A 25,371-nucleotide genomic window follows, 5' to 3' on the forward strand; every position below is an offset into this window, starting at 1 on the left:
ACCGCTATCTGCCCAGCTCCGGAACATATCTTAAACCACTATCATTCGTGGTTAGCTTTTCAACATTCGGAATGTTGTTCAATAGTTGGTAAGCATCCCACTGTGCCATTAGAGGTTGAATCTTGTGTTCAGGTATTACCATACCCTTTTTTTCTAAGAATTTTAAAATATTTTCAGTCATTCGCCTCTTCCCCTTCCATGATTTTAATAAGTCATGCATGAAAAAAAATCACGAGGTCCTATGGTTAATTATACCATTTAACAACGCAAAATGTTAGCGCTTTCATAATATTTCGCATTGTTTATTCAAGAAGACGGAATGGCATTATTCTCTTGCATACAGTTCACGGAAATATTGTTAAAGTGAATATCAAAAGCTGGTACGGATAAACTAGGAGAGGTTACTATAGGAACAAAGGCGGTGTTAATTTTGTCAGATTTTCTGGAATCCATTGAGTATGAAACGGGTACAGCTATTCAAACGTTTAACATTATCGAAATCATGGAACAGTCTGAAGGTTTTGAAGTACTTTTAGATATCGATTTAGACAGCGGTTACGGATTGGAAGGCGTTAAATTATTTGTTTCTAATGAGGACTTAGATGCATACGAAACAAATGATATTCAAGAAGCAGTCAAATATGCTTTAGGTTTCTTTGAGCAACCCCAGGAGGTGTTTCAGCTGGAAATTGAAAAGAAGAGCCTGAAAGACCCATTAAAGAGTACAGAGTCACGAAGTCAAGAAGAACTAGCATTAAAAGAAAAATACAATATTAAAGACGATGACAGGGCATGGGAAGATGACCGCCTATAAGAAAAGCGCAAGCGCCCTGGTCAGCGGAGTATGGCCTGGAGCGCTCCAACTGAGATAAAGGAAACACGAAGAGCGCTCTTCGATTCGATGTTGACTTATCGTAGGGCGGAGAGAGAAGGACATTAGCCGCTAGGGCGCTGGAGCTGAACATTTCTCGAAGTTCAATGTTATAAATTCTTATACTGTAAAGGGGCCATCTTTCCTTCCTCTATTCATACTGACCTTTAACCTCTGGCAGCGATTGGTAAGTCGAATTTTTCTTTAAGATTTCAAGGATGTTAGCAACTAACTCGGACATTTCCTGACCATCATAACTCTTATCGCATTCCGACCATTCAAAATGCCGTTCCCCGCTATTAATCCAAACGTGCATATCATAGCCCTCATACGGTTTCTGATTACATTCCTTTGATAATTTTTTCTCTCCAAGGTAATTGGAAAAAATCATCAATTTGTAAATAGCGTTCATTTCCTTTTTCGAAAATTGAAAGTCGCTAACGGCAACGGTTTCGCCATTCTGTAAATCTTTAATCAACTTTTGTTCTTTTGTATTGATGACGTTTTTTTTACCCACCCCATATTTTAACTCAAAGGAAAAATAATCCTCCTTGTCTACATCATGGAAAATGGTTAATAGGTCAGTTACATCTGGGCATTCTTCAAGAATAAATTTTGTCTCTGTCTCCGATTCATGCTTTCGAATCCCTTTACAGACATAGGTGGATATTTCCCCTTGACCAAACTTATCTTCGGTTGTATCGATTTTTACGGTTAATTTTGAATCGTGATAAGCTAAGTCGTGAAAAATAGGATCCCCCTCAATCGTATATCGGGTAAGCCGTATCTTATCGTCTTTACCTGTTTGAGCATTATCAACAAATAGATTTAACCGTTCAATATTTTCCATCATACCGTGAATTTCTTTGACTTCATTACTGGAGGGTTTTTTATTTTGCCCGCTGTTAGCAGGCAGGTCACTGGCAGTACCTTTATCTAATCCGCAGCCGGATATAAAAACAGCCATTAATGCGATTAAAATAATCGAGGATATTTTTTTTAACACAAGCACACACATCCCTTTATAGAAAAAGACGAGTTAACATGGAAAAGGTTTCTTGTTTATCTATTCTTTGATTTTATATTTAGCGATAAAATCATGAATATGCTTGAAAACTTCCTTCGCAGCTTCGATGGACGCTAACGTATCCCCTTTTATTTCCAATCCATGGTCAGCCTTGGGAATGACGACCTTACTGACATGTTCATTATTTTTCAGGGATGAAATCCGTTCTTCAATATAATGATGGTCTTCATCCCCGATTACACAAAGGGAAGGTAGCTTAGTGTTCAATAGCGCATCATAAACAGCGTCAATTTTCATAAGCGGAGTTAACCAAATTCCAATCGCATTTTTGATGAAATTCCGTTGATTCCATTCCATAGCCATCGGAATCGTGCCAATTGATTTACTTAATAAAAAGCACTGTTCATAATTGGTCTCCTTCAGAACCTCCCAGACAACCGCCTTCACATCGTCGTACATCCAACTATCTTGCTCTTGATTGTTAAGCTCTATAAAATGCTCATTTTTGGCAAAGTTATAATTGATATGAAGAACATCCACTTTCTGATTTAAACATACTCCCGTTGCGTAATGAAATAGCGGCCGCTCCGTAGAATAACCGAGCCCTGGCAGCATAAAGCAAATGCTTTTATTCGGTTGTTCACCGTGAATCCACGTATAGGGGATGGTGGATTGCTCGGTTCTTACAACTTGGCCTTCCGTAATTTGATACATTTGCTTCACCTCTTTGGGGAGTCTGTAAATTTGAATTCTGCAATTTTACCACTTTCTAAAAAACCGATATTTTGATAAACCTTATTGGAGTCAGGATTTTTAAGGTCTGCATACAGCATCGGAACTAGGTTCTCAGATGAAATGATTACACACAGCTCTGCTACAAGCGCGCTTGCATAGCCATTTTTTCGATGTGAAATCGGTGTAAATACTGAATTAATCCGTGCATGTCTTGGGGAGCGATGAGAAATATTCGCCATCGAAACCGGCTGATCATCAACAATCCAAAGATATAAATTCCCAGTTTGTATCATCGTCTCCGCCTTGGCTGTCTGAGTATTCGGTTCAACCGCGGTCCCAAAAGCATCTCTTAAGAAACCTGCTAGATATTCTGCAACGGTATCCACATCCTGCAATGTTGCAGCTTGGATTTTACCTGGAACATTTACCGGCTTGATTACTTTTGGACAATAATAGGACTCCATTGCCATTTCGGTTTCGTATTGAAGATGATTCTTTTTTGAAAAAGCTTCCGCAAAAAGCGCGGCAGTCTCGGGTTCTCCGGTTACCCCTGGAAGCTGAACCCCATTAAGATGGTTGACCAATTCTTGAGTAATGTCATTCCGTTCTTCGGCCGTCGCTTCTTTTGAAATCCATAACCAGCCACTCTGCCCCGGTGTTTGGGCAAACATCATTTTTCCATCTTGCGTTTTGCAGGATAAGAAATCGCTGCCTTCAGTGATTCGATGAAACAGATTGTATTGTACCTCGTCAGCTTCAAAGGCACTCCCTTTGGCAATTGCTTCATCATTTGAGACAAGTCTTGAAAACATATTCGCTTCCTCCTAGGGGAAAATAACTTTCTGGTACTTTTTATCCTAAAAGCTTTGTTACTTCAAATTTTAAAATAACGAAATGTCACAGTGCCCGTACCCGGCTTTTTTTCCGCTCAATGGGCACTCTGGACTCTTCACAGTGCCCATCCCCAGCATTTTTTCCACTCGATGGGCACTCTCGACTCTTCACAGTGCCCGTCCCCGGCTTTTTTTCTGCTCCATGGGCACTCTCGACTCTTCACAGTGCCAATCCCCAGCATTTTTTCCGCTCTATGGGCACTCTATTTTGTTTTGTGACCGTGACGACTCTTTTTCACGCTCCATGGGCACAATTATTCTTTTTTTGCGCGACGGCCCTTTTCCCACAGCACGGCACCACTATCGGTACTTCAAAGATCCAATTTTATTCATTCGGTCCAAAAACCCGATCGCTGATATCGGGGGCCTTGGTGCCGCCTTTTTCAATTCGCTTTTCTAATGTGGCTCTCATGCCTGGTGCAAGCAATTCACAATAAGCAAGCTCGCGCATTTCCACTAAATTTTGCTGTCTAGAATGTATAATTTGATTACATTTTTGGACGGTCCATTGTGGATAAGGGCGATCAACTAAGGTAAATGTTTGACCATCCTTCACATACCCCTCTTTTAACACACGGAAATACCAGCCGGTCTTTCCGGTATTCTGTAATAACAGCGCTAAATTCTTTACTTTAAATCGGCGCGCCGGCTTCCAGCATGGCTGTCTGGGCTGTGAAACTTGAATAACCGCCTCGCCAATTTGAAAGGTATCGCCAATCGCAATTGTTTCCTCATTTACATTGCCCATGACCAAATTTTCACCCATGCCGCCGGATGATATCTCCTTAATGTCTAATTGTTCTTGCCAGTACCGATAATTTTCAAATGAATAGGCGAAAACGGCTTTTTCTGGTCCGCCGTGATGTTTCAAATCACCTTGTCCGTCACCTGTTAACCCCGTTTTGCCGACCCAGATCGGTCCTTCGACAGGCTCTTTAAAAATCGCGCTAGTCCATTCCCGCTCCATAGGATTTACCGCTTCTTTATTACCGACCGTTTTTGGCAAACCCACAAATACTTGTTTCAATAAGAAATCCATAATTTTTCCTCCTAAAAATCACATCCGATTTATTTAATTTCGGCAGAAAGGATAAACATCCCTTCCTAGGTACGATAAATAAATCATTAGCTAAAACTTTTTAGGAATAATAAATTTAGTAAAAGCGCTTGCATTTTCAAAAATCTGTTTTATAATACTTGTATACAAGTATCCTAGTACTTTTTAGGAAGGTGGTTTAATGACAGAATCGACCGAATTTCTTTATCCACAAAAGTGGCTTTCAAAAGCATCCACCGGTGATCGTGTCACCTGCGAGCTTAGAATGCAGATCATTTCTGGCAGGATTGAAAGCGGTGCCATCTTATCGGAAAATAAATTGGCAGCCGATTTTGAGGTAAGCCGATCACCGATTCGTGAAGCATTGAAAGTTTTGGCAGCTGAAAATTTGATTCGCTTAGAAAGAATGGGCGCAGTAGTCATTGGTTTAAAAGAGAAAGATATCGAAGAGATTTATGATGTACGCCTGCTCATCGAAACGTTTGTCTTTGAACGGCTTGTCAAAATAGATACGAAAGAACTAGTAAGGGAACTAAGTAAAATAGTAGAAATGATGAAAATCGCCATCAAATATCGCGATGCTGATGAATTTTCCTATCAGGATATCTTATTCCATGAAACGATAATTCGGACAATTAATCATTCTTACGTATTGATGATTTGGAATAATACAAGACCAGTGATGGAAAGTCTTATCCTATTATCGATGCGTGCCCGCTTCAAGGAAAAATACGATGACTTTACACGCATTATCAAAAATCATCAGCTTTATATTGAAGCAATCGATACAAAAGATCGAAACCTGATGATTCAATCATTACATCAAAACTTTGATGATGTTCAAGGGAAAGTAGAAGACCTTTGGATGTCACAACAAATGCTATCAAAAGGAGTAGACCCGGAAAAATGACCAGCTATATGTTAGGTGTTGATATCGGTACAACAAGTACAAAAGCCGTTTTATTTACTGAAAAAGGCGAAGTCATCCAACAAGAGAATATCGGTTACCCCCTTTACACACCTGATATTTCGACAGCTGAACAAGATCCTGAAGAGATTTTTCAAGCTGTTGTACAAGCGATTTCGAAAATAATGAAACAAAATTCACAGAAAGAAATATCGTTTCTTTCATTTAGCAGTGCGATGCATAGTGTCATTGCCATGGATGAAAATGACCAGCCGCTGACACCTTGTATCACTTGGGCAGATAATCGCAGTGAAGCCTGGACCCATAAAATAAAAGATGAGTTAAACGGGCATGAAGTCTACAAACGAACAGGAACACCGATTCACCCGATGGCACCATTAAGCAAAATTACTTGGCTTGTGAATGAACATCCAGAAATTGCTACCAAAGCGAAAAAATATATCGGGATTAAAGAATATATCTTTAAAAAATTCTTTGATCAATACGTTGTCGATTATTCACTCGCTTCAGCAATGGGCATGATGAATCTCAAAAGCTTGGATTGGGATGAAGAAGCATTAACAATTGCGGGGATCACACGGGAGCAATTATCTAAACTCGTACCAACAACCGCAATTTTTACAAACTGTCATCCTGAATTAGCGAACCAAATGGGGCTAGACCCACAAACACCATTTGTCATTGGCGCAAGTGACGGTGTACTTTCCAATCTAGGTGTAAATGCGATTAGAAAGGGCGAAGTTGCAATCACAATTGGGACAAGCGGTGCGATTCGAACGATTATTAACCAGCCGCAAACAGATGAAAAAGGGCGAATCTTTTGCTATGCCTTAACTGAAAAGCATTGGGTCATTGGCGGACCTGTCAACAATGGCGGGATGGTCCTTCGCTGGATTCGGGATGAATTTGCCGCTTCAGAAGTAGAAACAGCGAAACGTCTCGGAATTGACCCTTACGAGGTTTTAACGAAGATTGCTGAACGGGTAAGACCCGGTGCTGACGGCTTGTTATTTCATCCATACCTTGCTGGTGAACGTGCGCCATTATGGAATCCTGATGTAAGAGGCTCATTTTTCGGGTTAACGCTGTCACACAAGAAGGAACATATGATTCGTGCAGCCCTAGAAGGAGTCATTTACAATCTATACACCGTATTTTTAGCATTAATTGAATGTATGGAAGGTCCTGTGATCCGAATTCAGGCAACTGGAGGCTTCGCAAGGTCCGAAGTTTGGCGGCAAATGATGTCCGATATCTTCGAATCCGAAGTAGTTGTTCCAGAAAGCTACGAAAGTTCATGTCTGGGTGCTTGTATTTTGGGCCTATATGCGACAGGGAAAATTGATTCGTTTGAAGTAGCCTCTGAAATGATTGGCACTACACATAAGCATACACCAATTGAAGATGCAGCTAGAGAATACAGAGAATTGCTGCCTATCTTTATTAACTTATCCAGAGCATTAGAAGAAGATTATACACGGATTGCCAATTATCAAAGAAGCTTAATCAATAAAAATATATAAATTAACGGGGGAAAATACTATGCCATTAGTTATAGTAGCAATTGGGATTGTAGCATTACTTATATTAATCATGGGCTTTAAATTAAACACATTTGTGTCACTTATCATTGTCTCATTCGGTGTCGCAATCGCACTAGGAATGAAATTAGACGAAATCATTGGGACAATCGAAGCTGGATTAGGCGGAACACTAGGCCATATTGCATTAATCTTTGGACTTGGTGCGATGTTGGGTAAATTAGTTGCGGATTCAGGAGGCGCGCAGCGAATTGCGATGACTCTGGTTAATAAATTTGGTGAAAAAAATATCCAGTGGGCTGTAGTTGCAGCTTCATTCATCATTGGAATCGCTTTATTCTTTGAAGTAGGACTCGTTTTATTAATTCCAATCGTATTTGCCATTTCTAAACAATTAAAGGTTTCTATTCTTTATCTCGGTATTCCAATGGCAGCAGCTTTATCTGTCACACATGGCTTCTTACCGCCGCATCCAGGACCAACCACCATTGCCGGTGAATTTGGGGCAGATCTTGGTCAAGTATTACTTTATGGTTTTATTATTGCCATTCCAACTGTCATTATTGCAGGACCTTTATTTACAAAGCTAGCAAAAAAATTAGTGCCGGCATCATTTACAAAAACGGGTGACATCGCTTCTTTAGGTGAACAAAAAACATTTAAGCTTGAAGATACTCCAGGTTTTGGAATCAGTGTGTTCACTGCTATGCTTCCTGTTATTTTAATGTCGATTGCTACCATTATTACTTTGCTTCAAAAAACGATGGGCTTTGCAGATAACACATTACTAGCAATTATCCGTTTCGTTGGCGGCGCATCCCCTGCCATGGTCATCTCTTTATTAGTTGCGATTTATACAATGGGATTGGCAAGAAATATTCCAATTAAAGCAGTAATGGATTCTTGTTCAACAGCAATCTCCCACATTGGTATGATGCTGTTAATCATCGGCGGCGGCGGTGCCTTCAAACAAGTATTAATTAATGGCCACGTTGGTGACTATGTTGCCGAATTATTCAAAGGAACAAATATTTCTCCAATTTTACTTGCTTGGATTATCGCGGCAATTTTACGAATTTCATTGGGTTCGGCTACTGTTGCGGCTTTAACGACTGCCGGTTTAGTTATCCCAATGCTAGGCCAAACTGACGTTAACTTGGCTTTAGTTGTACTTGCAACCGGAGCAGGTAGTTTAATTGCCTCACACGTAAATGATGCTGGTTTCTGGATGTTTAAAGAGTATTTTGGTTTAAGCATGAAAGAAACATTTGCAACCTGGACATTACTTGAGACGATTATTTCAGTAGCTGGATTAGGATTTATTCTCTTACTAAGTTTATTCGTATAAGTAAAAATACTCAGCAGCGGTTTTATAGTCCGCTGCTAGTTAAGCAAATGGCAGTATATCCCCCGCTCTTTTCTTAGATTCCTCTAAGGCATGAAGTGGTGGTTATACTGCCATTTTCTATTTTTTAATAACAATGCCGTTGCATAGATTAAATCCTTCATAATCAAACTAGTCATATAAAGTGAAACTTTTCCCATCTACCCTTTTACTCCAGGTTATTGTTTTCGATTTTTTTCTTAGTGACTTCACTACACAAGGCCAGTTAAAATGTAAAATTCCGTCATGTTTTTAAATTAATACTTTCAAATCCATTCAATTTTCATTATGATAGGGGATATGAAAAAGTTTGAAGGGGAATGTCCATGTGGGGTAAATTACGAGACTGGATGGAGAAAAGGTCACCAGCCCAGGTTATTTGTAGTTATTATTTACTTGCAGTAACTATATCCATACTATTATTCAGCATCCCGGCTGTCCATAGACCCGGGATCAAAGTGAGTTTTATGGATACAGTCTTCACTGCGGTCAGTGTGGTTAGCGATACTGGTTTGAGTGTGTTTAATATTTCAGAAACCTTCAGTGTATTTGGCTATTTTATGATTATGCTTGTATTACAATTTGGGGGTATTGGCATTATGGCCATTAGTACCTTTTTCTGGGTGCTTTTGGGGCGAAGAATTGGTTTGCGCGAACGCCGCCTTATCATGGTTGACAATAATCAATTCGCATTATCAGGTCTCGTGCATTTAGTAAAAGAAATTATCAAGATTATTCTCCTGATTGAGCTGATAGGGGCACTCATTCTCGGATTTTATTTCTTGCAGTATTATCCGACTTGGAAAGAAGCTTTTCTTCACGGCTTGTTTACATCCGTTAGCGCGACAACAAATGCTGGGATGGATATTACCGGTGATTCACTTGCACCTTATGCAAAAGACTATTTTGTTCAGTTAATCAATATTACGCAAATCATCCTTGGTGCCATAGGGTTCCCAGTCTTAATTGAAGTAAAACATTATTTACTTAGAAAACAGACGGAGCTTGGGCATCCATTCCGCTTTTCATTATTTGCAAAGTTGACAACAATAACATATGGAATTCTTCTTATTCTTGGGACAATCCTCATTTTTCTCTTGGAGTTTCAACACTACTTCAAGGATATGAATTGGGTTGACAGCTTTTTCTATTCCTTTTTCCAGGCTGCTACGACGAGAAGTGCCGGGCTGACAACCTTGGATATCAATGATCTTTCGAGGCCAACACTCTTGATCATGAGTGTTTTCATGTTTATTGGCGGCTCGCCGAATTCTGTAGGCGGAGGAATACGAACGACCACTTTTGCGTTAAATATGCTATTTATTTATCATTTTGCGAGAGGTAACCGCGAAATCAAAATCTTTAACCGCGAGCTTCATCCCGATGATATTATGAAATCATTTGCAATTACATTTTTAGCTATTGTTATGTGCTTACTATCCGTTGTCGCTTTAAGCATATCTGATAGCCAGCATGAGCTTATTGCTATTTTTTTGGAAGTTTGTTCTGCCTTTGGAACGGTTGGTTTATCTCTAGGGATTACCCCCGACCTTAGCATTTTTGGAAAATTCGTTTTAATGATGTTAATGTTCATCGGAAGAATCGGATTAACATCTTTCTTATTTATTATTGGCGGTAGTAATAAGAAATCAAACTATAATTATCCAAAAGAAAGAGTAATTATCGGTTAATCGTAACCTCCGGGAGCCATTGTGGGTTCCCGGAAAGATGTTAAATTTTACTCTTCCGATGCTAATTTCCTGTTCTTCAGCTTAAAAGAACGAAAAATCGCCTTCTTTTCCTCAAACGATAAGTAGTAAAAAACACCTTGCGTTCGCAAGGTGTTTTGTGTCGTAATGTTAGGCTGCTTTTTGTTCATGAGAATCATTAAGCTTATGGCCTTCCCATTTTGTAATAACAATCGCAGCAAGGGAGTTTCCGACAATGTTTACACATGTACGGGCCATATCAAGAATCCGGTCAATTCCAGCAATAAAAGCTAGTCCCTCTACAGGTATACCGACACTTCCTAATGTGGCAAGAAGCACTACAAAGGATACACCCGGAACTCCAGCAATTCCTTTGGAAGTTAACATCAAGACAAGAACTAATGTGATTTGATGCCCAATAGTCAAATCAATTCCATACATTTGTGCAATAAACAATGCCGCAATTGCTTGGTATAATGTCGACCCATCAAGATTAAAGGAATAGCCTGTTGGAATAACAAAAGATGTAATCGCCTTCGGACAACCGATTTTCTCCATTTTTTCCATAATTTTTGGTAAGACAGTTTCTGAACTTGCAGTTGTATAGCCTAAAATTAATTCGTCTTTCAAGTAACGGATGAGCTTAAAAATATTAAACCCAACAATTTTTGCCGTTACTCCAAGGACAACTAGAATGAAAAAAATCATCGATCCATAAACGACAAGAACCAATTTCCCGAGCGGAATTAACGAGGAGATACCAAATTTTGAAACAGTTACACCAATCAAAGCAAATACACCAAATGGTGCAAGCTTCATGATTTGGTTAGTGACATAGAACATCGCATCGGCCGTTCCTCTAAAGAAATTGAGAATTGGCAGTCCTTTCTCACCAATCGCCGCTACCCCAAGTCCAAACATAATGGAAAAGAAAATAATTGCTAACATATCGCCATTTGCTAATGACTGAATGATATTAGTAGGAACTATATTCACAACTGTGTCAATCATCGAATGTGACTCTGTTTGTTCTGCAGTATGGACGTAACTATTTATATCTGTTTTTGTCAGTTTGGATCGATCTACGCCGGCACCTGGCTGAAACACATTCCCAGCAAGAAGCCCAACAATGATGGCGACTGTGGTAATGATTTCAAAATAAAGCAGGGTTTTACCGCCTAGCTTTCCTAATGACTTCATATCGCCGACGCCAGCAACTCCGACAATAAGGCTGGAAATAACGATTGGAACAACAATCATTTTTATTAATCGAATAAAGATATCTCCAATTGGCTGGAGGTAACTTGCCACATGCGGATTGCCATAAAAAACTGCACCGACAATAATACCGAGAGCCAGTCCAATAAAAATCTGCCACGCTAAACTAATCTTCTTCATCTACACTTCCCCTTTTTTAAAATATGGCTTTGTTAAAGAATATTGTTGATTTTGAACACAATGTTGATTGGAGTGGAAGGCGCGAGACTCCTGCGGGAGCAGCGCAGCNGAACGGAAATTTCTCTTTTAACACAGCCTAAAATTTAATAAAGTTGATAAAAATGAACAATCAACTTATATGCTGTAAACTATTGCACATTCATACTTATTAAGATTTACTATTTTAAAAATAAAAATCTTAGTGGAAAATACTTTATTTAGTTTAATGCTCGTTTAATAAATCTGATTTTTCAAGACATTAAATCCCTTCAATCAAACAATTGATTTTTTAGGTTATTTTTTTAGAATAACATGTTTGACCAAAAAGGAAAATAGTAAATTTTGCTTACCTTCAACTTGGTTAACCCAAACATAAAGATCCCAATCAAAAAGCAGGTGCTATTCCACTTTTATTTTTGGAATAGCCCTGCTTTTTTATGGTTTCATGCAATCTGAATGAATATTTGCATTTACCACTTTAATAATCTAATTGCCGTAAAGACAAAAGCAACTCATTTTCATTGATTTTTTTAATTTTGTATTTACGAAATTGGCTTTCAATTTTCTTTTGTTCATCACCTTTTTTACTTAATAAATTGGCTAATTGATAAAATCCTTCAGCTAAGATAGTCACTGCTCCAGCAGAACCTAATTCCAATCCTAATGTTTCCGTTTCTGAGAGCTGTGATTTAGCTAATTCTTGGATTTTATTTTTATATTCTCCCTTAATAACGATAAACGACTCCTTATTATCAAAGGCTAATAGTAATTCTTCAGCATTAAAAACTTCAAAGATAGGTTTTTCATTTTCAAGCTGCAATAATTCGTCAAGCACCATTCCCTCACTTTTTCCAACTGTTTTAGCAATTGCTTGAATGGTTTTCACTGAATAACTGCTGACACTTTTTTTGTTTACACTTGAAAGCATTTGTTGACTGATTCCCGTTTCTTTGAATACATCATAGCGTTTCTTTCCATTTTTTTGTAAGTAAATATCCAAAAGGCTCATTCATTTTCCCCACCCTTTTTGATAAAATTTATTTTACTCAAATATATTTTAGTAAAAAATCAGAAAAATATCAATATTTAATCGATTGAAGGAAGGCGACAAATGAGATACTATCTAAGGAGGCAAATGCTGTTTGCCTTGGTTGGAAATGAAGAGTGTCAGTAGCGAATCCGCTAATGCATTATCAAGAAAGGAATTTTCTACATGCATATAAATGAATTAGAATCATGGGTTGCAAAGCTTGGACTTGTTCCGCATCCTGAAGGCGGCTATTACAAAAGTACTTTTTCCTCTGGAGAAAGGATTTCCGACAAAGAGTTAACGGTAAATTTCGAAGGTCAGCGAAAGCTATTCACGAGTATTTATTTTTTATTAACTTCCGACAATGTGTCTCACTTTCATCGTCTAAAGTCCGATGAATTGTGGTATTATCACGCTGGAAGCTCTTTGACTGTTCATGTAATTCATGAAAATGGAGAATATGAAGAAATAAAAATAGGTATGAATCTTGATGCGGGAGAAGTTCCACAGGCATTAGTTCCGAAAAATTCAATCTTTGGATCATCCGTGCATGAAAAAGATACATGTTCGCTAGTTGGCTGTATGGTATCTCCAGGTTTTGAATTCCAGGACTTCGAATTATTTACCCAGGATGACCTTTTGTCAAGGTATCCGCAGCATAAAGATATCATTATGAAGTTGGCTTACAAGGAACTGCCTAAAGCTTGAGGCCGGACAACAGCCTCATGCTTTAGCCTCCAACAACTTCCATCTTTTCCTTAAGAAGTTTAATTCGAGTCAAAAACTCCTCCTTTTCATCGAGCGTTAGATATATTTTTCGAATCGAACAATCTCTTCCAAGACCATCTCTTAACAAGATTGGTTCTTTGAGGGAAATTTCATAATCCGGGTCCTCGAATCCAAATAAGGTGAGATTCCAAACATCTTTTTTCTTTTTATCATTTTCAAAATTCACTTTTCCAGCTTGAATACTTTCGATATTATGTAAGTAAATTTGCGCCTTTGACCGTAAGCCCAAGCGAATGTGGACTTTTTCGGGTGATAATAGGACAGGATTCCGTTTGATTGCTTTATAATCACTGATAAGAAAAATAATCAAATACACCGACATCACCAAGTGGATCCAGGCTATAACCGTGTTCCAGCTATGCAGAAAGTACGAGACGCCAACCGCTTCTAAAACTAAAACAAAGAGAAACCCAAGCACAATTCCGCCGTAGCCGATTTTTTTATGAAGCGTAAAGGCCGTTGCTATTTCTGACTCTCTTTGATTTGATGTTGAAAAAAGATAGTAAATGGTCAAAAAATCTCTTGTAAGAAACGCAGCAAGCACTTTATTCTTGATTTGGCTATTTACCATCGCCTCGATTCTCTCTTCTGTATGGAGGCTTTGTTCTGTGCTTTTATACGCTTTGATAAATTTAAAAACTCGCCACACCGCTAAACAGACAATTAAAATTTCCAAGCTTATCAATACCCCAACAGGAATTTTACCCATGCTAATCCTCCCTTCTCAGGTGCCTTAGCACATTTTCTTATTACTTCTTTTGAAATTCTTGGAAGCTTTTCTATTATTTATTGTACTACAAACACAGAAAAACCGTCGAACCCTTTGTGCAGGCCCGCCGGTTTAAATTTTAGGCATAATATGAGGATAAAGGCTCGAATAGCGCTTGTTTCAACTTCTCCAAGGCATATCTCATCGTTTGACTAACTGTAATCTGTGATATTGCTAATCGATGGGCAGTGGTCCGTTGAGACTCCCCTTCGACAAAAATTAAATAAAGAATCCATTTTTCCATCTCATTGAGCTGTGACCAGGCTTGGGACAAATCTAAACGAGTTTCAATCAGATGATATCGCTTATCTTCTTCCCCAATCACATCCCACAGAGTAAATCCCTGTACATTGTATAGCGGAGCATCAAGTGAAGTGACACGCCAGTATTGCCAGCCCCTTCGCTTGGGAGAACGTGCTTCAAGATTCTTCCTCACCTTAACTCTCTCCTTCTTTCAATGATTGGATTTCTACATTGCGCCTATTGGTACTTTAATGAAATAGGTTGTTAGTAGCTTTTTCGTCTACCAAAAATGAGCGATACGACAAACAGAATCAAGAAGATGACGAATAAGATTTTGGCAATACCCACCGCTGCAGATACAATTCCAAAAAATCCAAAGATCCCTGCAATAATGGCAATGATGAGAAACAAAATAGCAGCTTTTAACATATGTTTTACCCACCTTCTGGAATATTTTCGATTTGCTTCCGTTTGTTATCTATTACCCTGTAAAATCTTTGATAAAACCTGTCTTAGTACCCAGTTCTCCCCAATATTGCTGTTTCAAAGGCAGAAAATATGGGTACTTACCTTATTAGGAATAAAACTTTAACGATAAGGAGTGGTCTTTGATGAGTGAAACAGCGGAAACGAATAAAAGGGGACTTTTGTTAGGGATGTTAATTGGCGGTGTGATAGGGGCAGCCGTTTCATCTTTGTTGACGCCGAAGTCTGGCACGGAGTTGCGGGAAGATTTATCTAAAACGTATAAATCCCTTAATGAAAAAGGGAGCCAATTATCCGCGGTTGTTAAAGAGAAGGCGCAGGACGTTGCAAGCAGTATCGGCAAACATGCTTCTGAGCTTTCAGATAAGGTCGAAGAAGGAAAACAAGTTATTGCGGATACGGTCGATGACGTCAAAGACGATATTCGTGACAAGAGCAGCTGAGGGCAGTAGAGACTTTGCACTATTATCTCTTTTCAGCTTTAAAAGTCCACGTAGGACCTATCTACGTGGACTTTTATCGTTATTTCACTAAACAATGAGCCCAAGTCGATTTAATCATGTTCATTATTTTGGTTTTTATGGCATAATCTAAGGACATACAATTATTAGGAGGAACGAGATGTTTTTATCCTATCCCATTTTAGCTGCGCTTTTAGGAATGTTGATTGCCCAATTTGTAAAAATCCCCATCCACTATATAACATCCGGGGAATTAAAATGGAACCTGATGTTTAGTACCGGCGGCATGCCTAGTTCACATACAGCTACCATTATTTCCTTAACGACAGCGATTGGATTAACGACAGGACTTTATTCAAATGAGTTTGCCATTTGTGTTGTCGTTTCCCTTATTGTCATGCATGATGCTACTGGGGTTCGAAGACACGCGGGATATCATGCAGAAGTTTTAAATAAGTTGTTAGCTGATTTCAATCTTCTCATTGAAACCTTAAAAGATCCGAATTTAAAGAAAACAGAGTCGAGAGAAAAGCTAAAAGAATTATTAGGCCATCAACCGGCAGAAGTCTTTTTTGGAGCGATTACAGGAATCTTCGTTGGTGTTCTTACTTATCAGGTTTATCCGTTTTCATAGCGAACGGTGTTAACCACGGACTGTTAACGCTAAGTAATAAGGATTCAATTCATGAATTATCAGGGGGAACAGTGCCAGCCACTGTTCCCCTTTTTAAAGTATTTTTCCTATAGCAAATATCGTAAGACCATTAAGGAAATAATTCCTGCCAGAACGGTGGCTAATAAACTGCGTGTCTTAATTGCAATCAAAAACGTGGGGATGGCCGCTAGAATTTCTACGTTTCCAGCCGATAAGGCAATTTTCCCATCAGCCATGAAAATCTCCTGGCCCACCAACGCAGCCATTACAGAAATGGGAATAAAACTTAACCATCTTGTCGCCCATTCCGGTAGTTCAAAGCGGCTAAGCACCATCAGCGGCAGGACCCTAGGGATGAATGTAACAAGTGCTGTTCCTAAAATAATTAATAGAATGGCCCCTCTTACTTCCATTTTTCCAACACCATCCCTATCGTTGAGGCAATAATTGTAGCCGCAATCACGCCGAGACTACTCGAAAACATGGAACTAATTCCAACAGCAATGATGACTGCGATGATGGCCACAAAAATATCCAGTTTTATTTTTTTCCGGCTTAACATCGAAAGGACCAAAAGCCCAATAAACATTGCCGGCAACGCAAAATCTAAGCCGAATTTTTCGGGATTGGAAATCCAATTGCCAAAATAGGCTCCTGCTAAATTGGCGATCACCCAGTTTAACCAGGCGGTAATATTTAGCCCATGCATCCATTTCTCGCTAATGTTTCGCCTTTGTGCCGCCTTAATAATAGCAACACCAAAGGTTTCATCCGTAAGCAGTGATCCGATGAGCATATTTTTAAGCGGAGAAAGATGGCGAAAATAGGGTGAAAGTGCAGCGCTAAGTAATATATGACGCACGTTGACAAAGAAAATAGTAATAATAATCGCAGTCGCAGAACTATTAACAGCAATCATGCCCGCAGCAATAAATTGAGCAGAACCTGCATAAAGAACAAAGCTTATCAGGGCAATCTCAGCAATGCTAAGGCCTGCCGTCTTTTCAACAACTCCGGCAGCAAAGCCGATACTTAAGTAACCCAGCAGTGTCGGGATACAATCCTTTACACCTTGGATAAAGGAATCTTCGTCACTTGGATGAATTACGGACTCAGTTTGAGCGTTGGAAAGGCTCATCAAATCCCCTCTCTTATCATTATTTAAACGGATTTCCTGTAACCACATGAAACAGGTCAGGATGGTTTATCCATTAGCGAAAATTAGCAAGTAATTCTTACTTATTGTCTCCTGAGACAATCAGAGGTTATTATAATACTTAGTGATGAAATATTCAATATTTTTCAACAATAACAAATGTGGGATTTTGAATAAGAAGAAGCTGCCGACGTTGTCGACAGCTAACTTTACCATTATTTTTACCAATAAACTCATGTGTCTAATAATTACCTTGTGAGACATAACCAATCGCCAATATAATTATAGTTTCAGATGTTCATTTAAAACATTTTCTTCTAAAACCGTAAATTTATCACCATATACTCTCGTAATATGTTTTTCTCCCCAGGCACATAGCGAGTCTAAAATACCCTTTAGGCTCCAACCATATTCACTTAGTTCATATTCCACTTTTGGAGGAATTTGATTATAGACAATTCGATTAATGACTCCATCTTCTTCTAATTCACGTAATTGCTGGGTTAACATCTTTTGCGTAATGTCTGGCATAAGACGTTTCAATTCACTTGTGCGTTTCTTACCGTGAGTTAGATGACATAGAATCACGCATTTCCACTTTCCCCCAATCACCTCCAGTGTCGCTTCGACTGATATATTGTATTTCTTTTTCTTCATCATTTACTCCCCCTAAATCATTAGGTACAAAAAAGTACCTATATTACCGGAAAGTACCTATATCACTTTTAAGTGCGTACTTCCCATATATTCTGATATATTCCATAATAACATTTGCCGGCTAAATTTGATGTATTGATTCATTATATAGTTTACTTTAAGCAAGTTCATTAATACAATCTCACAACATTTAGGAGGATAAAAATGCCTATCAATAAAAAAAGAAGTACATTTGCACTTCTGGCTTTAGCAATGAGTGCTTTTGCAATAGGAACGACAGAATTTATTAGCGTTGGGTTATTACCGCTTATTGCGGTGGATTTAAAAGTACCTGTTACAACAGCCGGCTTAACTGTTTCCCTTTACGCTTTAGGAGTAACATTTGGAGCACCTATCCTGACATCCATCACTTCCGGTTTGTCGCGCAAATCATTATTACTTTGGATCATGATTGTTTTTATTATCGGTAATAGTATTGCCGCAAGTGCTGCAAGCATCGGCGTTTTACTTGCAGCACGCGTGATTTCTGCCTTCTCACATGGTGTCTTTATGTCGATCGGCTCAACGATTGCAGCTGATTTAGTACCTGAAAATCGGAGAGCCAGTGCCATATCTATTATGTTTTCAGGACTAACTGTTGCTACCGTTACAGGTGTCCCATTTGGAACGTTCATTGGACAACATTTCGGCTGGAGAATGGCATTCATCCTCATTGTCGCAGTTGGGATCATTGCTCTCATTGCAAACAGCTTCCTTGTTCCTTCCGACTTACGATCAGGAACTCGCACATCGGTTCGCGATCAGTTTAAGTTACTGAAAAGTGGACGTCTAATACTTTTATTTATGATTACAGCCCTTGGTTATGGAGGAACATTTGTCGTCTTCACTTATTTATCTCCAATCCTGCAGGGGATTACAGGATTTAAAGAAGGCACTGTGGCTTTGATTCTGCTCTTATATGGAATAGCGATTGCAATTGGAAACATGATAGGTGGAAAATTATCCAATCAAAATCCCATTCGTGCCTTATTCTATATGTTCATTGTTCAAGCAGTTGTTCTATTTATTTTCATGTATACAGCACCATTTAAAATTGTGGGCCTGTTTACCCTTTTCTTCATGGGTCTTCTTGCTTTTATGAATGTCCCTGGATTACAAGTATATGTGGTTATGTTAGCAGAGCGGTTTGTACCGACTGCTGTTGATGTAGCTTCAGCGATTAATATTGCTGCTTTTAACGCTGGAATTGCGATTGGGTCCTACTTAGGAGGGGTTATTACAGATTCTATTGGACTCATTCACACCACCTGGATTGGATCACTAATGGTTTTAGCAGCGGTTATCTTAACAGGCTGGAGTTGGATGCTAGAAAAAAAGGACCAAAAAGCTGTTGGTTTGCTGGGCCAAAAATGTTCTTAATTATTTTTAAATCAAAAGTATTTCATTGACATTTATTATCATTTGTTTTAAAGTTACAAAAGTAAGTTGAATAATAAAAAAACCATTTGTTTGTGGACTTTTCTAGAGAGATCTCTATTTTCGCCACACAGCCATCCAATGATGGCTGTGTGGCTTTTTTGTGTGGTAAAGGGTATGGGCACGCAAAAACCAGTCAATTTATCGATTGAAAGGGGTAGGAAAAATGAAAACTTGGCAATACGCACTCATTGTGTTTTTAGGGGGTTGCTGTTACGGTGCATTATCTACTTTTGTAAAGCTTGCTTATTCTGCGGGTTATACGATGGCAGAGGTGACGGGTAGCCAATACTTATTGGGGGCTCTAATAATCTGGATTGTAGCTCTTTTTTCGAAAAAGAAAAAACTCACATTACCAAATATAGGGAAACTATTAATATCGGGAATTCCAGTTGGTTTAACTGGTGTCTTTTATTATCAATCACTACAAACACTTCACGCTTCCCTTGCGATTATCTTTTTATTTCAATTTGTCTGGATTGGCAGCTTATTTGAGTGGGTCTTTTATAAAAAGAAACCGACATTTGGGAAGCTTGTCTCGATAGGAATTCTCGTTATTGGTTCTATTCTGGCAGCAGGTATTATTACCGAAGGCGGCGGAGACATAACATGGCAAGGAACGATTTGGGGAATGCTTTCCGCTTTGACCTATACCACTTTCATCTTTCTTAGCAGCACGGTGGGAAAAGATACACCAGCTGTACAGAAAAGTGCTATATTTGCCACTGGTGCTTTGATTGCTGTTTTAATCCTTGTTCAACCAACGGAGTTACTCCATTTGCCTGTTTTCATGGGTGTAGCACCGTATGGTCTGTATCTTGGCATATTAGGTGTTTCCTTGCCGCCACTTTTACTTTCAATCGGGATGCCGCATATCGGTCCAGGGCTTGGTACCATTTTAACAGCTTCAGAACTTCCGGTTGCAATAATATTATCATCGCTTGTTTTAGCAGAACACGTAAGCACATCCCAATGGATCGGGGTTATTTTGATATTAGGTGGAATTATCGCAGGAAATGTCAAATTACCTAAAGCAAAAATGAAGTCCGTTTCTTTGGAAAGGGAATCAGTTTCATAGATTAGACAGGGGAGAAGAGTCCGCGTTCGCAAAGAGTATATGGTGAACAAATATTACGTCTCTGTTCCACAAAATTGTCCTTCATTACCCTTATGAAGGACAATTCTTTCTAGTTTTCCCGCAAAAATTGCCCCCAATTTATTGGGCTGCACTCTTTTTGGAAAATCCCGTAATAACAAAACATGAAATAAACGCAACTGTTGTCACTATTATCGCAAAGATTAATCCAATAGCCCCCATAAAAGTATCTTCGCCTGGATAGGAAGGTTTGAGTGTTGCGAACCAATAGGAGAAAAAAATTGTTAAGAAAATATAAAAACTGCTCCCTACAGCCCCCACCTTCAAACGGTTTCTTTCTGTACCTTGCCATGCTTTATTAATTACAATCCATAAAAAGATACTTCCTATTACAGCAAAAACCATTACAAGTAAATGAACAAATGGAATGAATAAATACATCAGCAAATAAAGCAGGCTGCCAGTTAAAACAAAAAGAACCGCATTCATGCTTAATAAGAACAGGCCAGCAATCCAATGATTTTGAAACCACTTCGTATTTTCTAACATAGACACCAGTCTATTATTTTTTCCAAACCTGTCTATTATGGGGCCTTTAAAGAATATCGTAAATAATACTCCAAGGACTCCGATTAATAAAATCAATGACACACCTTTCCCTCCTTTTCAAGATCCTGCTATTAATTATTACTATCACTTCTGTACTCGAGAATATCACCTGGTTGACAGTCCAAAGCTACACATATTGCCTCTAAAGTTGAAAATCTAATGGCTTTTGCCTTTCCATTTTTCAATATAGAAAGATTTGCCATCGTTATTCCAACTCGCTCTGAAAGTTCTGTAACACTCATTTTTCTTTTAGCTAACATAACATCAATATTTATGATGATTGCCATTTTATCACCTCAGACTGTCAGATCATTTTCTGATTTTAATTCAATTGCACTTCTTAACAGCTCCTGAAGAACAGCGGAAAAGAGTGATATTACAAGTGCTGCAAAGATAATGACCACGCCAATAATTGCAATTCCAGGGTGTAGAGCGTTTTGGATTGCAAGCATGAGTATCCCGATTACATACAAGCCAATGATTATGAACGCACATTTTTTTATATATCCTAATGAAAATACAGCCAATTCTGAAAAGGCAACTTCTCTTTCAATATAATGTAAAAGCTTTAATGCTTGATAGAGAGCGAGAAAGAATGGAATTTCAGTGGCATATAAACCTATAAGAACTGGAAATCTTAAATAAGCATATTCAGGATTCATCTCCGCTGCCTCTTTTGCCAGCCCAGGTAAGAAAAATATAGAAATCACAAAAGTTATGATCCCAATAACAAAAATCGTCCCCTTTAACCAAATGACTGTTCCTCGTTTCATATAGCACCCCACGTTTTTTAGTTACTTATATAATAATCACATTTTTATCGTTTTTCAATAAATTTTTATCATTTATGGTGATAATTTTATTGTTTCTTTATATTCATCAAACAAATAAAAAGAGCCGTTTCCGCTTAGAGAAACGCCCCTTTATACTATTTCAATAATCTGATTTAAAAATTCCAAGCTGTTGTCAAAAGCCGAATTCCCTTTTCAATTTCCTCTACCGTCAAACCGCCAAAACCAAGTAAGACTTTTGACTCTTGGCTATCATTCGGACCGCTGTAATAAATCGATAATGGATATACTTTAACGCCAACCTTCATTGCCCTATTGATTAATTCTTTTTCCGGCATTCCATTTTTCGCTTCTAAAACGATATGCAACCCCGATTTTTCCCCAATTATATTTACATTGTCCCCCATGTACTTATTAATCGAGTGGATTAAAGTATTCTGTTTTTTACGGTAGAGGGTTCGCATTTTATTTAAATGGCTTTGCCAATGACCTTCGTTCATAAAACGAGATAAAGGAATCTGATGAAGTCGCGATGCTGTTTGTTTATAAATCGTAAAGTGATCTTGGTATTTCTGTAATAGTGTCTGTGGCAACACCAGATAGCTGATCCGAATGGACGGAATCAATGACTTTGAAAATGTACCTAAATAAACAACATTCCCATTTGCATCTAGCCCTTGTAAGGACGGAATCGGTTTCCCTTTATAACGGTACTCGCCATCATAATCATCCTCAATAATATAGCCGCCTTTTTCTTCTGCCCAGCTTAGCAATTCCATTCTCCGCTGTATTGGCATGACCATTCCATAAGGGAATTGATGTGAAGGGGTAACATAAACAACATTGGCGGTACTATCCTTTAATTTTTTTACATCGATTCCATCTTCATCTAGCCGAATTGAGATTGTATGAGCTCCCAGATCTTCTAAGACCGCCCTGGTACGGTGGAATCCTGGATTCTCTAGGGCATACGTATGGTCTTTACCAATTAATAAAGATAATAATCCTATTAGTACCTGGGTACCTGCACCAATGACGATTTGATCTGGAGAACATCTAGCACCCCTAGAGGAAAAAAGATATTTTGCTATTTCCTCTCGAAGTTGTTGTTCACCTTGCGGATTACCAATATTAAAAAATTCACTTTGATCATCGTATAAGGACTGATTGGTTAATTTTCTCCATATAGCAAACGGAAAGTGCTCTAGATCAACATTTCCCGAATTGAAATCAATTTTAACATTTGTATGTACTTGCTCACTTTTTGGTTCCAATTGCGGCGGATATTCATGATTTGGGAATATGTCATCTTCCAACATTGTGACAAATAATCCTTGGCGAGGTTTATTTTCCAGATAACCTTCCGCACCTAATTGATCATAGGCAGCCTGAATGGTATTTAAGCTCAACCCAAGATAAGTAGATAAATGCCGTTTTGACGGTAATTTTTCTTTTGGCTTTATTCTACCCGTTAAAATCTCTTGTTTTATGTAGTTCGCTAGTTGAATATACAAAGGATCCTTACTTTTATGATCAAAAACAGGAGTTATCTCAAGCACCATTCATCCTCCAATCTGGTACTAATAAATTTATCAAATCTGATACTTTCGATTATACCAGTTTGTGATTAAATATTATTAATTAATGGAAATTTAGTCAGAGAGGATGGAAGGAAAATGGTTAATAAACAAACGGTTGTAATAAAGGAATTGAAAAGTGATAGCGAGTGGAGTGAAGCATTTCCAGTGATGAAACAGCTGCGGACACATTTAGACGAAGCAAGTTATCTCGATTTAGTTCAAGAAGCAACACAAAAGGAAGATTACAAACTGGCGGGTTTATTTGAAAATGGAAAAATCGTCGCTGTAACAGGCTTTATGCCGATGATTACTTTATACAATGGCAAGTCCATTTGGGTTTGTGATTTAGTTACTAGCTCAGATGTGCGTTCAATGGGTTATGGAGCTGCCCTTCTTGACTATGTACAAACGTGGGCAAAAGAAAATGGATATGAAAATGTATCACTTTCTTCCGGTTTACAACGCATTGATGCCCATCGCTTTTATGAACATAAAATGGAATATGACAAAGTTAGTTATTGCTTTTTAAAAAGGCTTTAGCTTGCCTTCGCAAGAGCTATCCACAAGGAAAGATAACGGTATCGCCTGCGAAGTGTATTTAGCAAGTTTGCCACTTTCCCCTATAGACTCCCACTGCTTTAGCGGTGGGAGTTGTCAGAATTAACGAGAAATCCTTTTTATATCCTCCAATTGAATATATGATTCAACCACTATGACAGCTTCGTCTTCGCTTCTTCTTAGTAGTAAAATAACTAAATTTCGGAATCTTGATATTCTTCGGCTTTCTTTTTGAGAAAGAAAAAAAACTTTACGTATCCGATTCCGATTAAAGAAAAAACAATATTTGTAACTACGGTGAAAAGGGTCAAGTCTTCAACTTCGATAATCAACGGATACAAATAGCCTATAAAACCGCTTGCCAGTAAAATTATTAAGAAATTCAGACGAGGAAATAGCGCACAAATCAATCCACTTAGTAGTAAAACCAAAATAACCATAACCCAAAAATGCCAATATAGCATAAAATAAAGTGCCACCATAAATTACTCCAACTCCTCTATATTAGAGGTTAGTCTTGCGTAAAAAATCCCAATATTCGGATAGCCCCTTATATTTTTGATTGAACAAGGGATCTTGTTGTTCTATCGGGTGCGGGTAATTAAAATTTATCTATATTTTAATTCGCTTTGAGTATATCACTATCCCTTTATTCACACTTCCACTCAACAATTCTGTTAATTTACAGTCTAATCTATAGTCGTTTTATAAAATTTTAACCTTCTCTCTTCATAGGTCTTCTCATCTTCCGTACCAAAACCATAGCCATCTCTAATAATTGACATGACTGGTACATGAGGAGTGAGAGCTATTTTCCATTCCCCATCCTCTAAGACCATAACGATAAAAAAATAATTTCCTCCGTCAATAAAAAACTTGTTCTGGTTATGCACTTTTAAATTTACTCCCACATAATACACTCTTGGATTAGTAAATTTCTCGATATAGCGGCTAGGTAAAAATTGCTTTCCATATTCATAGGGAAGTTCCTTCCACCTTACAAGTTTTGCTTCTTCAATATTTAACAAACCATGTTTATATTTCTGGTTTTCTTTGTCGTCTACAAAGTCTAATAATTCATTCTTATGTTCTTCTACCCACCAATAAGAAGCGTTTTTCCATTGATGATTATTCAGATCAACAATATAATTTTGGATAACCTTTTCCGGAGATGCTGTTACATCCCCACTAACAGAATTACTGAATATGCAGCAAAAAAGTATAGTTAAGACAATGATTGGTTTATTCATGAGCGATCGCCTGCCTGTCTAAATTATTCTTAGATTATCCATGTTTCTTTTAAAAATTGATAATGTCTAATTTTTCAAGTAAAATGCAGTCCAATCTTCCTTTTTAAATCACTCGTTATACCTTTTCCACACAGCAGCAAAAAGAGAACCCGATATTATCAGAGTTCTCTTCATGTAGGCTAA

Annotated in this window: 30 protein-coding genes; 11 read left to right on the top strand and 19 right to left on the bottom strand. The window is 38.2% G+C overall.

The features are described from left to right. Positions 1-4: 4 nt before the first annotated feature. Positions 5-181: a hypothetical protein gene (locus tag AA980_RS27220; RefSeq protein WP_156351145.1), complete on the bottom strand. Its 177-nt coding sequence runs from the start codon at positions 179-181 to the stop codon at positions 5-7. A 249-nt stretch (positions 182-430) separates the two neighbouring features. Between AA980_RS27220 and AA980_RS27805 the strand changes: the two genes are divergently transcribed. Beyond that, complete coding sequence (locus AA980_RS27805) at positions 431-814, top strand: VOC family protein (protein ID WP_024026249.1); 384 nt, start codon at positions 431-433, stop codon at positions 812-814. A gap of 208 nt (positions 815-1,022) precedes the next feature. On the opposite strand, the gene AA980_RS25795 is transcribed toward AA980_RS27805, so the two are convergent. The 4 genes from AA980_RS25795 to AA980_RS11350 all read right to left on the bottom strand — a co-directional run bounded on the left by AA980_RS25795 (position 1,023) and on the right by AA980_RS11350 (position 4,565). Continuing rightward, positions 1,023-1,877, bottom strand: coding sequence for a DUF4362 domain-containing protein (locus AA980_RS25795; protein ID WP_024026248.1), 855 nt, complete (start codon positions 1,875-1,877; stop codon positions 1,023-1,025). Between the two features lie 60 nt (positions 1,878-1,937). Beyond that, the gene (locus AA980_RS11340; RefSeq protein ID WP_024026247.1) at positions 1,938-2,612 is read right to left on the bottom strand and encodes a hypothetical protein; all 675 of its coding nucleotides are present in this window, start codon (positions 2,610-2,612) and stop codon (positions 1,938-1,940) included. Positions 2,613-2,617: 5 nt separating this feature from the next. After that, on the bottom strand, positions 2,618-3,445 hold the full coding sequence (locus AA980_RS11345) for a GNAT family N-acetyltransferase (protein WP_024026246.1): 828 nt from the start codon (positions 3,443-3,445) through the stop codon (positions 2,618-2,620). Between the two features lie 406 nt (positions 3,446-3,851). Beyond that, entirely contained in the window at positions 3,852-4,565 is a 714-nt protein-coding gene (locus tag AA980_RS11350) for an MOSC domain-containing protein (protein WP_024026245.1), read from the bottom strand. A gap of 199 nt (positions 4,566-4,764) precedes the next feature. Here AA980_RS11350 and AA980_RS11355 point away from each other — a divergent pair, with 199 nt between their 5' ends. The 4 genes from AA980_RS11355 to AA980_RS11370 all read left to right on the top strand — a co-directional run bounded on the left by AA980_RS11355 (position 4,765) and on the right by AA980_RS11370 (position 10,127). Next, on the top strand, positions 4,765-5,493 hold the full coding sequence (locus AA980_RS11355) for a GntR family transcriptional regulator (protein WP_024026244.1): 729 nt from the start codon (positions 4,765-4,767) through the stop codon (positions 5,491-5,493). Continuing rightward, a complete protein-coding gene (gntK, locus tag AA980_RS11360; RefSeq protein WP_047771584.1) occupies positions 5,490-7,034 on the top strand; it encodes a gluconokinase in 1,545 nt (514 codons plus the stop codon). The genes AA980_RS11355 and gntK overlap by 4 nt, the downstream gene beginning before the upstream one ends. Before the next feature lie 19 nt (positions 7,035-7,053). After that, positions 7,054-8,400 (top strand): GntP family permease, encoded by a 1,347-nt coding sequence (locus AA980_RS11365; RefSeq protein ID WP_024026242.1) that lies wholly within the window; start codon positions 7,054-7,056, stop codon positions 8,398-8,400. A gap of 362 nt (positions 8,401-8,762) precedes the next feature. Further along, the gene (locus tag AA980_RS11370; RefSeq protein ID WP_024026241.1) at positions 8,763-10,127 is read left to right on the top strand and encodes a TrkH family potassium uptake protein; all 1,365 of its coding nucleotides are present in this window, start codon (positions 8,763-8,765) and stop codon (positions 10,125-10,127) included. 168 nt (positions 10,128-10,295) lie between these two features. Here AA980_RS11370 and AA980_RS11375 read toward each other — a convergent pair whose 3' ends face one another. Both AA980_RS11375 and AA980_RS27590 read right to left on the bottom strand, forming a co-directional pair. Then, positions 10,296-11,543, bottom strand: a complete 1,248-nt coding sequence (locus AA980_RS11375) for a cation:dicarboxylate symporter family transporter (protein ID WP_024026240.1) — start codon at positions 11,541-11,543, stop codon at positions 10,296-10,298. 517 nt (positions 11,544-12,060) lie between these two features. Then, complete coding sequence (locus AA980_RS27590; RefSeq protein ID WP_024028883.1) at positions 12,061-12,591, bottom strand: hypothetical protein; 531 nt, start codon at positions 12,589-12,591, stop codon at positions 12,061-12,063. A 204-nt stretch (positions 12,592-12,795) separates the two neighbouring features. Between AA980_RS27590 and AA980_RS11385 the strand changes: the two genes are divergently transcribed. Then, positions 12,796-13,320: a cupin domain-containing protein gene (locus AA980_RS11385; RefSeq protein WP_024028882.1), complete on the top strand. Its 525-nt coding sequence runs from the start codon at positions 12,796-12,798 to the stop codon at positions 13,318-13,320. A 22-nt stretch (positions 13,321-13,342) separates the two neighbouring features. On the opposite strand, the gene AA980_RS11390 is transcribed toward AA980_RS11385, so the two are convergent. From AA980_RS11390 to AA980_RS26300, 3 genes are all read right to left on the bottom strand, one after another. Beyond that, complete coding sequence (locus AA980_RS11390) at positions 13,343-14,110, bottom strand: hypothetical protein (RefSeq protein ID WP_024028881.1); 768 nt, start codon at positions 14,108-14,110, stop codon at positions 13,343-13,345. Between the two features lie 139 nt (positions 14,111-14,249). Continuing rightward, positions 14,250-14,606 (bottom strand): sigma factor-like helix-turn-helix DNA-binding protein, encoded by a 357-nt coding sequence (locus AA980_RS11395; protein ID WP_024028880.1) that lies wholly within the window; start codon positions 14,604-14,606, stop codon positions 14,250-14,252. A gap of 71 nt (positions 14,607-14,677) precedes the next feature. After that, complete coding sequence (locus tag AA980_RS26300) at positions 14,678-14,842, bottom strand: DUF1328 family protein (protein WP_024028879.1); 165 nt, start codon at positions 14,840-14,842, stop codon at positions 14,678-14,680. Between the two features lie 182 nt (positions 14,843-15,024). Here AA980_RS26300 and AA980_RS11405 point away from each other — a divergent pair, with 182 nt between their 5' ends. Both AA980_RS11405 and AA980_RS11410 read left to right on the top strand, forming a co-directional pair. Continuing rightward, a complete protein-coding gene (locus AA980_RS11405; RefSeq protein ID WP_024028878.1) occupies positions 15,025-15,342 on the top strand; it encodes a YtxH domain-containing protein in 318 nt (105 codons plus the stop codon). Positions 15,343-15,520: 178 nt separating this feature from the next. After that, positions 15,521-15,994 (top strand): divergent PAP2 family protein, encoded by a 474-nt coding sequence (locus tag AA980_RS11410; RefSeq protein ID WP_024028877.1) that lies wholly within the window; start codon positions 15,521-15,523, stop codon positions 15,992-15,994. A gap of 107 nt (positions 15,995-16,101) precedes the next feature. Here the strand turns inward: AA980_RS11410 and AA980_RS11415 are convergent, their stop codons facing one another. The 3 genes from AA980_RS11415 to AA980_RS11425 all read right to left on the bottom strand — a co-directional run bounded on the left by AA980_RS11415 (position 16,102) and on the right by AA980_RS11425 (position 17,828). Beyond that, positions 16,102-16,428: an AzlD domain-containing protein gene (locus AA980_RS11415; RefSeq protein WP_024028876.1), complete on the bottom strand. Its 327-nt coding sequence runs from the start codon at positions 16,426-16,428 to the stop codon at positions 16,102-16,104. Continuing rightward, on the bottom strand, positions 16,419-17,153 hold the full coding sequence (locus tag AA980_RS11420) for an AzlC family ABC transporter permease (protein WP_024028875.1): 735 nt from the start codon (positions 17,151-17,153) through the stop codon (positions 16,419-16,421). Before AA980_RS11420 ends, AA980_RS11415 begins: the two co-directional genes overlap by 10 nt. 300 nt (positions 17,154-17,453) lie before the next feature. Further along, positions 17,454-17,828, bottom strand: a complete 375-nt coding sequence (locus AA980_RS11425) for a winged helix-turn-helix transcriptional regulator (protein ID WP_024028874.1) — start codon at positions 17,826-17,828, stop codon at positions 17,454-17,456. A 204-nt stretch (positions 17,829-18,032) separates the two neighbouring features. Here AA980_RS11425 and AA980_RS11430 point away from each other — a divergent pair, with 204 nt between their 5' ends. Together AA980_RS11430 and AA980_RS11435 are read left to right on the top strand one after the other, a co-directional pair. Continuing rightward, positions 18,033-19,247, top strand: a complete 1,215-nt coding sequence (locus tag AA980_RS11430; protein ID WP_024028873.1) for an MFS transporter — start codon at positions 18,033-18,035, stop codon at positions 19,245-19,247. A 223-nt stretch (positions 19,248-19,470) separates the two neighbouring features. After that, positions 19,471-20,382 carry an EamA family transporter gene (locus tag AA980_RS11435; RefSeq protein WP_024028872.1) on the top strand — a complete coding sequence of 304 codons (912 nt, stop codon included), beginning with the start codon at positions 19,471-19,473 and terminating at the stop codon, positions 20,380-20,382. Positions 20,383-20,520: 138 nt separating this feature from the next. Here AA980_RS11435 and AA980_RS11440 read toward each other — a convergent pair whose 3' ends face one another. The 4 genes from AA980_RS11440 to pdxR form a co-directional block, all read right to left on the bottom strand. Then, positions 20,521-21,051, bottom strand: a complete 531-nt coding sequence (locus AA980_RS11440; RefSeq protein ID WP_024028871.1) for a hypothetical protein — start codon at positions 21,049-21,051, stop codon at positions 20,521-20,523. Positions 21,052-21,080: 29 nt separating this feature from the next. Further along, positions 21,081-21,296 carry a helix-turn-helix domain-containing protein gene (locus AA980_RS11445; RefSeq protein ID WP_024028870.1) on the bottom strand — a complete coding sequence of 72 codons (216 nt, stop codon included), beginning with the start codon at positions 21,294-21,296 and terminating at the stop codon, positions 21,081-21,083. A 9-nt stretch (positions 21,297-21,305) separates the two neighbouring features. Beyond that, positions 21,306-21,782, bottom strand: a complete 477-nt coding sequence (locus tag AA980_RS11450) for a DUF2975 domain-containing protein (protein ID WP_024028869.1) — start codon at positions 21,780-21,782, stop codon at positions 21,306-21,308. A 173-nt stretch (positions 21,783-21,955) separates the two neighbouring features. Then, on the bottom strand, positions 21,956-23,362 hold the full coding sequence (gene pdxR / locus AA980_RS11455) for a MocR-like pyridoxine biosynthesis transcription factor PdxR (RefSeq protein ID WP_407937458.1): 1,407 nt from the start codon (positions 23,360-23,362) through the stop codon (positions 21,956-21,958). 114 nt (positions 23,363-23,476) lie between these two features. Here pdxR and AA980_RS11460 point away from each other — a divergent pair, with 114 nt between their 5' ends. After that, the gene (locus tag AA980_RS11460; RefSeq protein WP_024028867.1) at positions 23,477-23,920 is read left to right on the top strand and encodes a GNAT family N-acetyltransferase; all 444 of its coding nucleotides are present in this window, start codon (positions 23,477-23,479) and stop codon (positions 23,918-23,920) included. A 212-nt stretch (positions 23,921-24,132) separates the two neighbouring features. Here AA980_RS11460 and AA980_RS11465 read toward each other — a convergent pair whose 3' ends face one another. Together AA980_RS11465 and AA980_RS11470 are read right to left on the bottom strand one after the other, a co-directional pair. Next, positions 24,133-24,420 carry a hypothetical protein gene (locus AA980_RS11465; protein ID WP_024028866.1) on the bottom strand — a complete coding sequence of 96 codons (288 nt, stop codon included), beginning with the start codon at positions 24,418-24,420 and terminating at the stop codon, positions 24,133-24,135. 207 nt (positions 24,421-24,627) lie between these two features. Then, positions 24,628-25,188: a hypothetical protein gene (locus tag AA980_RS11470; protein WP_024028865.1), complete on the bottom strand. Its 561-nt coding sequence runs from the start codon at positions 25,186-25,188 to the stop codon at positions 24,628-24,630. Positions 25,189-25,371: the final 183 nt, after the last annotated feature.

This window comes from Neobacillus vireti, assembly GCF_001026695.1.
GTDB lineage: Bacteria > Bacillota > Bacilli > Bacillales > Cytobacillaceae > Neobacillus > Neobacillus vireti.

Excerpts from the sequence above, each read along its gene's own strand:
- AA980_RS27220 (WP_156351145.1), bottom strand. The coding sequence starts at position 181 with ATGACTGAAAATATTTTAAAATTCTTAGAAAAAAAGGGTATGGTAATA.
- AA980_RS11340 (WP_024026247.1), bottom strand. The coding sequence starts at position 2,612 with ATGTATCAAATTACGGAAGGCCAAGTTGTAAGAACCGAGCAATCCACC.
- AA980_RS11345 (WP_024026246.1), bottom strand. The coding sequence starts at position 3,445 with ATGTTTTCAAGACTTGTCTCAAATGATGAAGCAATTGCCAAAGGGAGT.
- AA980_RS11350 (WP_024026245.1), bottom strand. The coding sequence starts at position 4,565 with ATGGATTTCTTATTGAAACAAGTATTTGTGGGTTTGCCAAAAACGGTC.
- AA980_RS11355 (WP_024026244.1), top strand. The coding sequence starts at position 4,765 with ATGACAGAATCGACCGAATTTCTTTATCCACAAAAGTGGCTTTCAAAA.
- gntK (WP_047771584.1), top strand. The coding sequence starts at position 5,490 with ATGACCAGCTATATGTTAGGTGTTGATATCGGTACAACAAGTACAAAA.
- AA980_RS11365 (WP_024026242.1), top strand. The coding sequence starts at position 7,054 with ATGCCATTAGTTATAGTAGCAATTGGGATTGTAGCATTACTTATATTA.
- AA980_RS11370 (WP_024026241.1), top strand. The coding sequence starts at position 8,763 with ATGTGGGGTAAATTACGAGACTGGATGGAGAAAAGGTCACCAGCCCAG.
- AA980_RS11375 (WP_024026240.1), bottom strand. The coding sequence starts at position 11,543 with ATGAAGAAGATTAGTTTAGCGTGGCAGATTTTTATTGGACTGGCTCTC.
- AA980_RS27590 (WP_024028883.1), bottom strand. The coding sequence starts at position 12,591 with ATGAGCCTTTTGGATATTTACTTACAAAAAAATGGAAAGAAACGCTAT.
- AA980_RS11385 (WP_024028882.1), top strand. The coding sequence starts at position 12,796 with ATGCATATAAATGAATTAGAATCATGGGTTGCAAAGCTTGGACTTGTT.
- AA980_RS11390 (WP_024028881.1), bottom strand. The coding sequence starts at position 14,110 with ATGGGTAAAATTCCTGTTGGGGTATTGATAAGCTTGGAAATTTTAATT.
- AA980_RS26300 (WP_024028879.1), bottom strand. The coding sequence starts at position 14,842 with ATGTTAAAAGCTGCTATTTTGTTTCTCATCATTGCCATTATTGCAGGG.
- AA980_RS11405 (WP_024028878.1), top strand. The coding sequence starts at position 15,025 with ATGAGTGAAACAGCGGAAACGAATAAAAGGGGACTTTTGTTAGGGATG.
- AA980_RS11410 (WP_024028877.1), top strand. The coding sequence starts at position 15,521 with ATGTTTTTATCCTATCCCATTTTAGCTGCGCTTTTAGGAATGTTGATT.
- AA980_RS11415 (WP_024028876.1), bottom strand. The coding sequence starts at position 16,428 with ATGGAAGTAAGAGGGGCCATTCTATTAATTATTTTAGGAACAGCACTT.
- AA980_RS11420 (WP_024028875.1), bottom strand. The coding sequence starts at position 17,153 with ATGAGCCTTTCCAACGCTCAAACTGAGTCCGTAATTCATCCAAGTGAC.
- AA980_RS11425 (WP_024028874.1), bottom strand. The coding sequence starts at position 17,828 with ATGAAGAAAAAGAAATACAATATATCAGTCGAAGCGACACTGGAGGTG.
- AA980_RS11430 (WP_024028873.1), top strand. The coding sequence starts at position 18,033 with ATGCCTATCAATAAAAAAAGAAGTACATTTGCACTTCTGGCTTTAGCA.
- AA980_RS11435 (WP_024028872.1), top strand. The coding sequence starts at position 19,471 with ATGAAAACTTGGCAATACGCACTCATTGTGTTTTTAGGGGGTTGCTGT.
- AA980_RS11445 (WP_024028870.1), bottom strand. The coding sequence starts at position 21,296 with ATGGCAATCATCATAAATATTGATGTTATGTTAGCTAAAAGAAAAATG.
- AA980_RS11450 (WP_024028869.1), bottom strand. The coding sequence starts at position 21,782 with ATGAAACGAGGAACAGTCATTTGGTTAAAGGGGACGATTTTTGTTATT.
- pdxR (WP_407937458.1), bottom strand. The coding sequence starts at position 23,362 with ATGGTGCTTGAGATAACTCCTGTTTTTGATCATAAAAGTAAGGATCCT.
- AA980_RS11460 (WP_024028867.1), top strand. The coding sequence starts at position 23,477 with ATGGTTAATAAACAAACGGTTGTAATAAAGGAATTGAAAAGTGATAGC.
- AA980_RS11465 (WP_024028866.1), bottom strand. The coding sequence starts at position 24,420 with ATGGTGGCACTTTATTTTATGCTATATTGGCATTTTTGGGTTATGGTT.
- AA980_RS11470 (WP_024028865.1), bottom strand. The coding sequence starts at position 25,188 with ATGAATAAACCAATCATTGTCTTAACTATACTTTTTTGCTGCATATTC.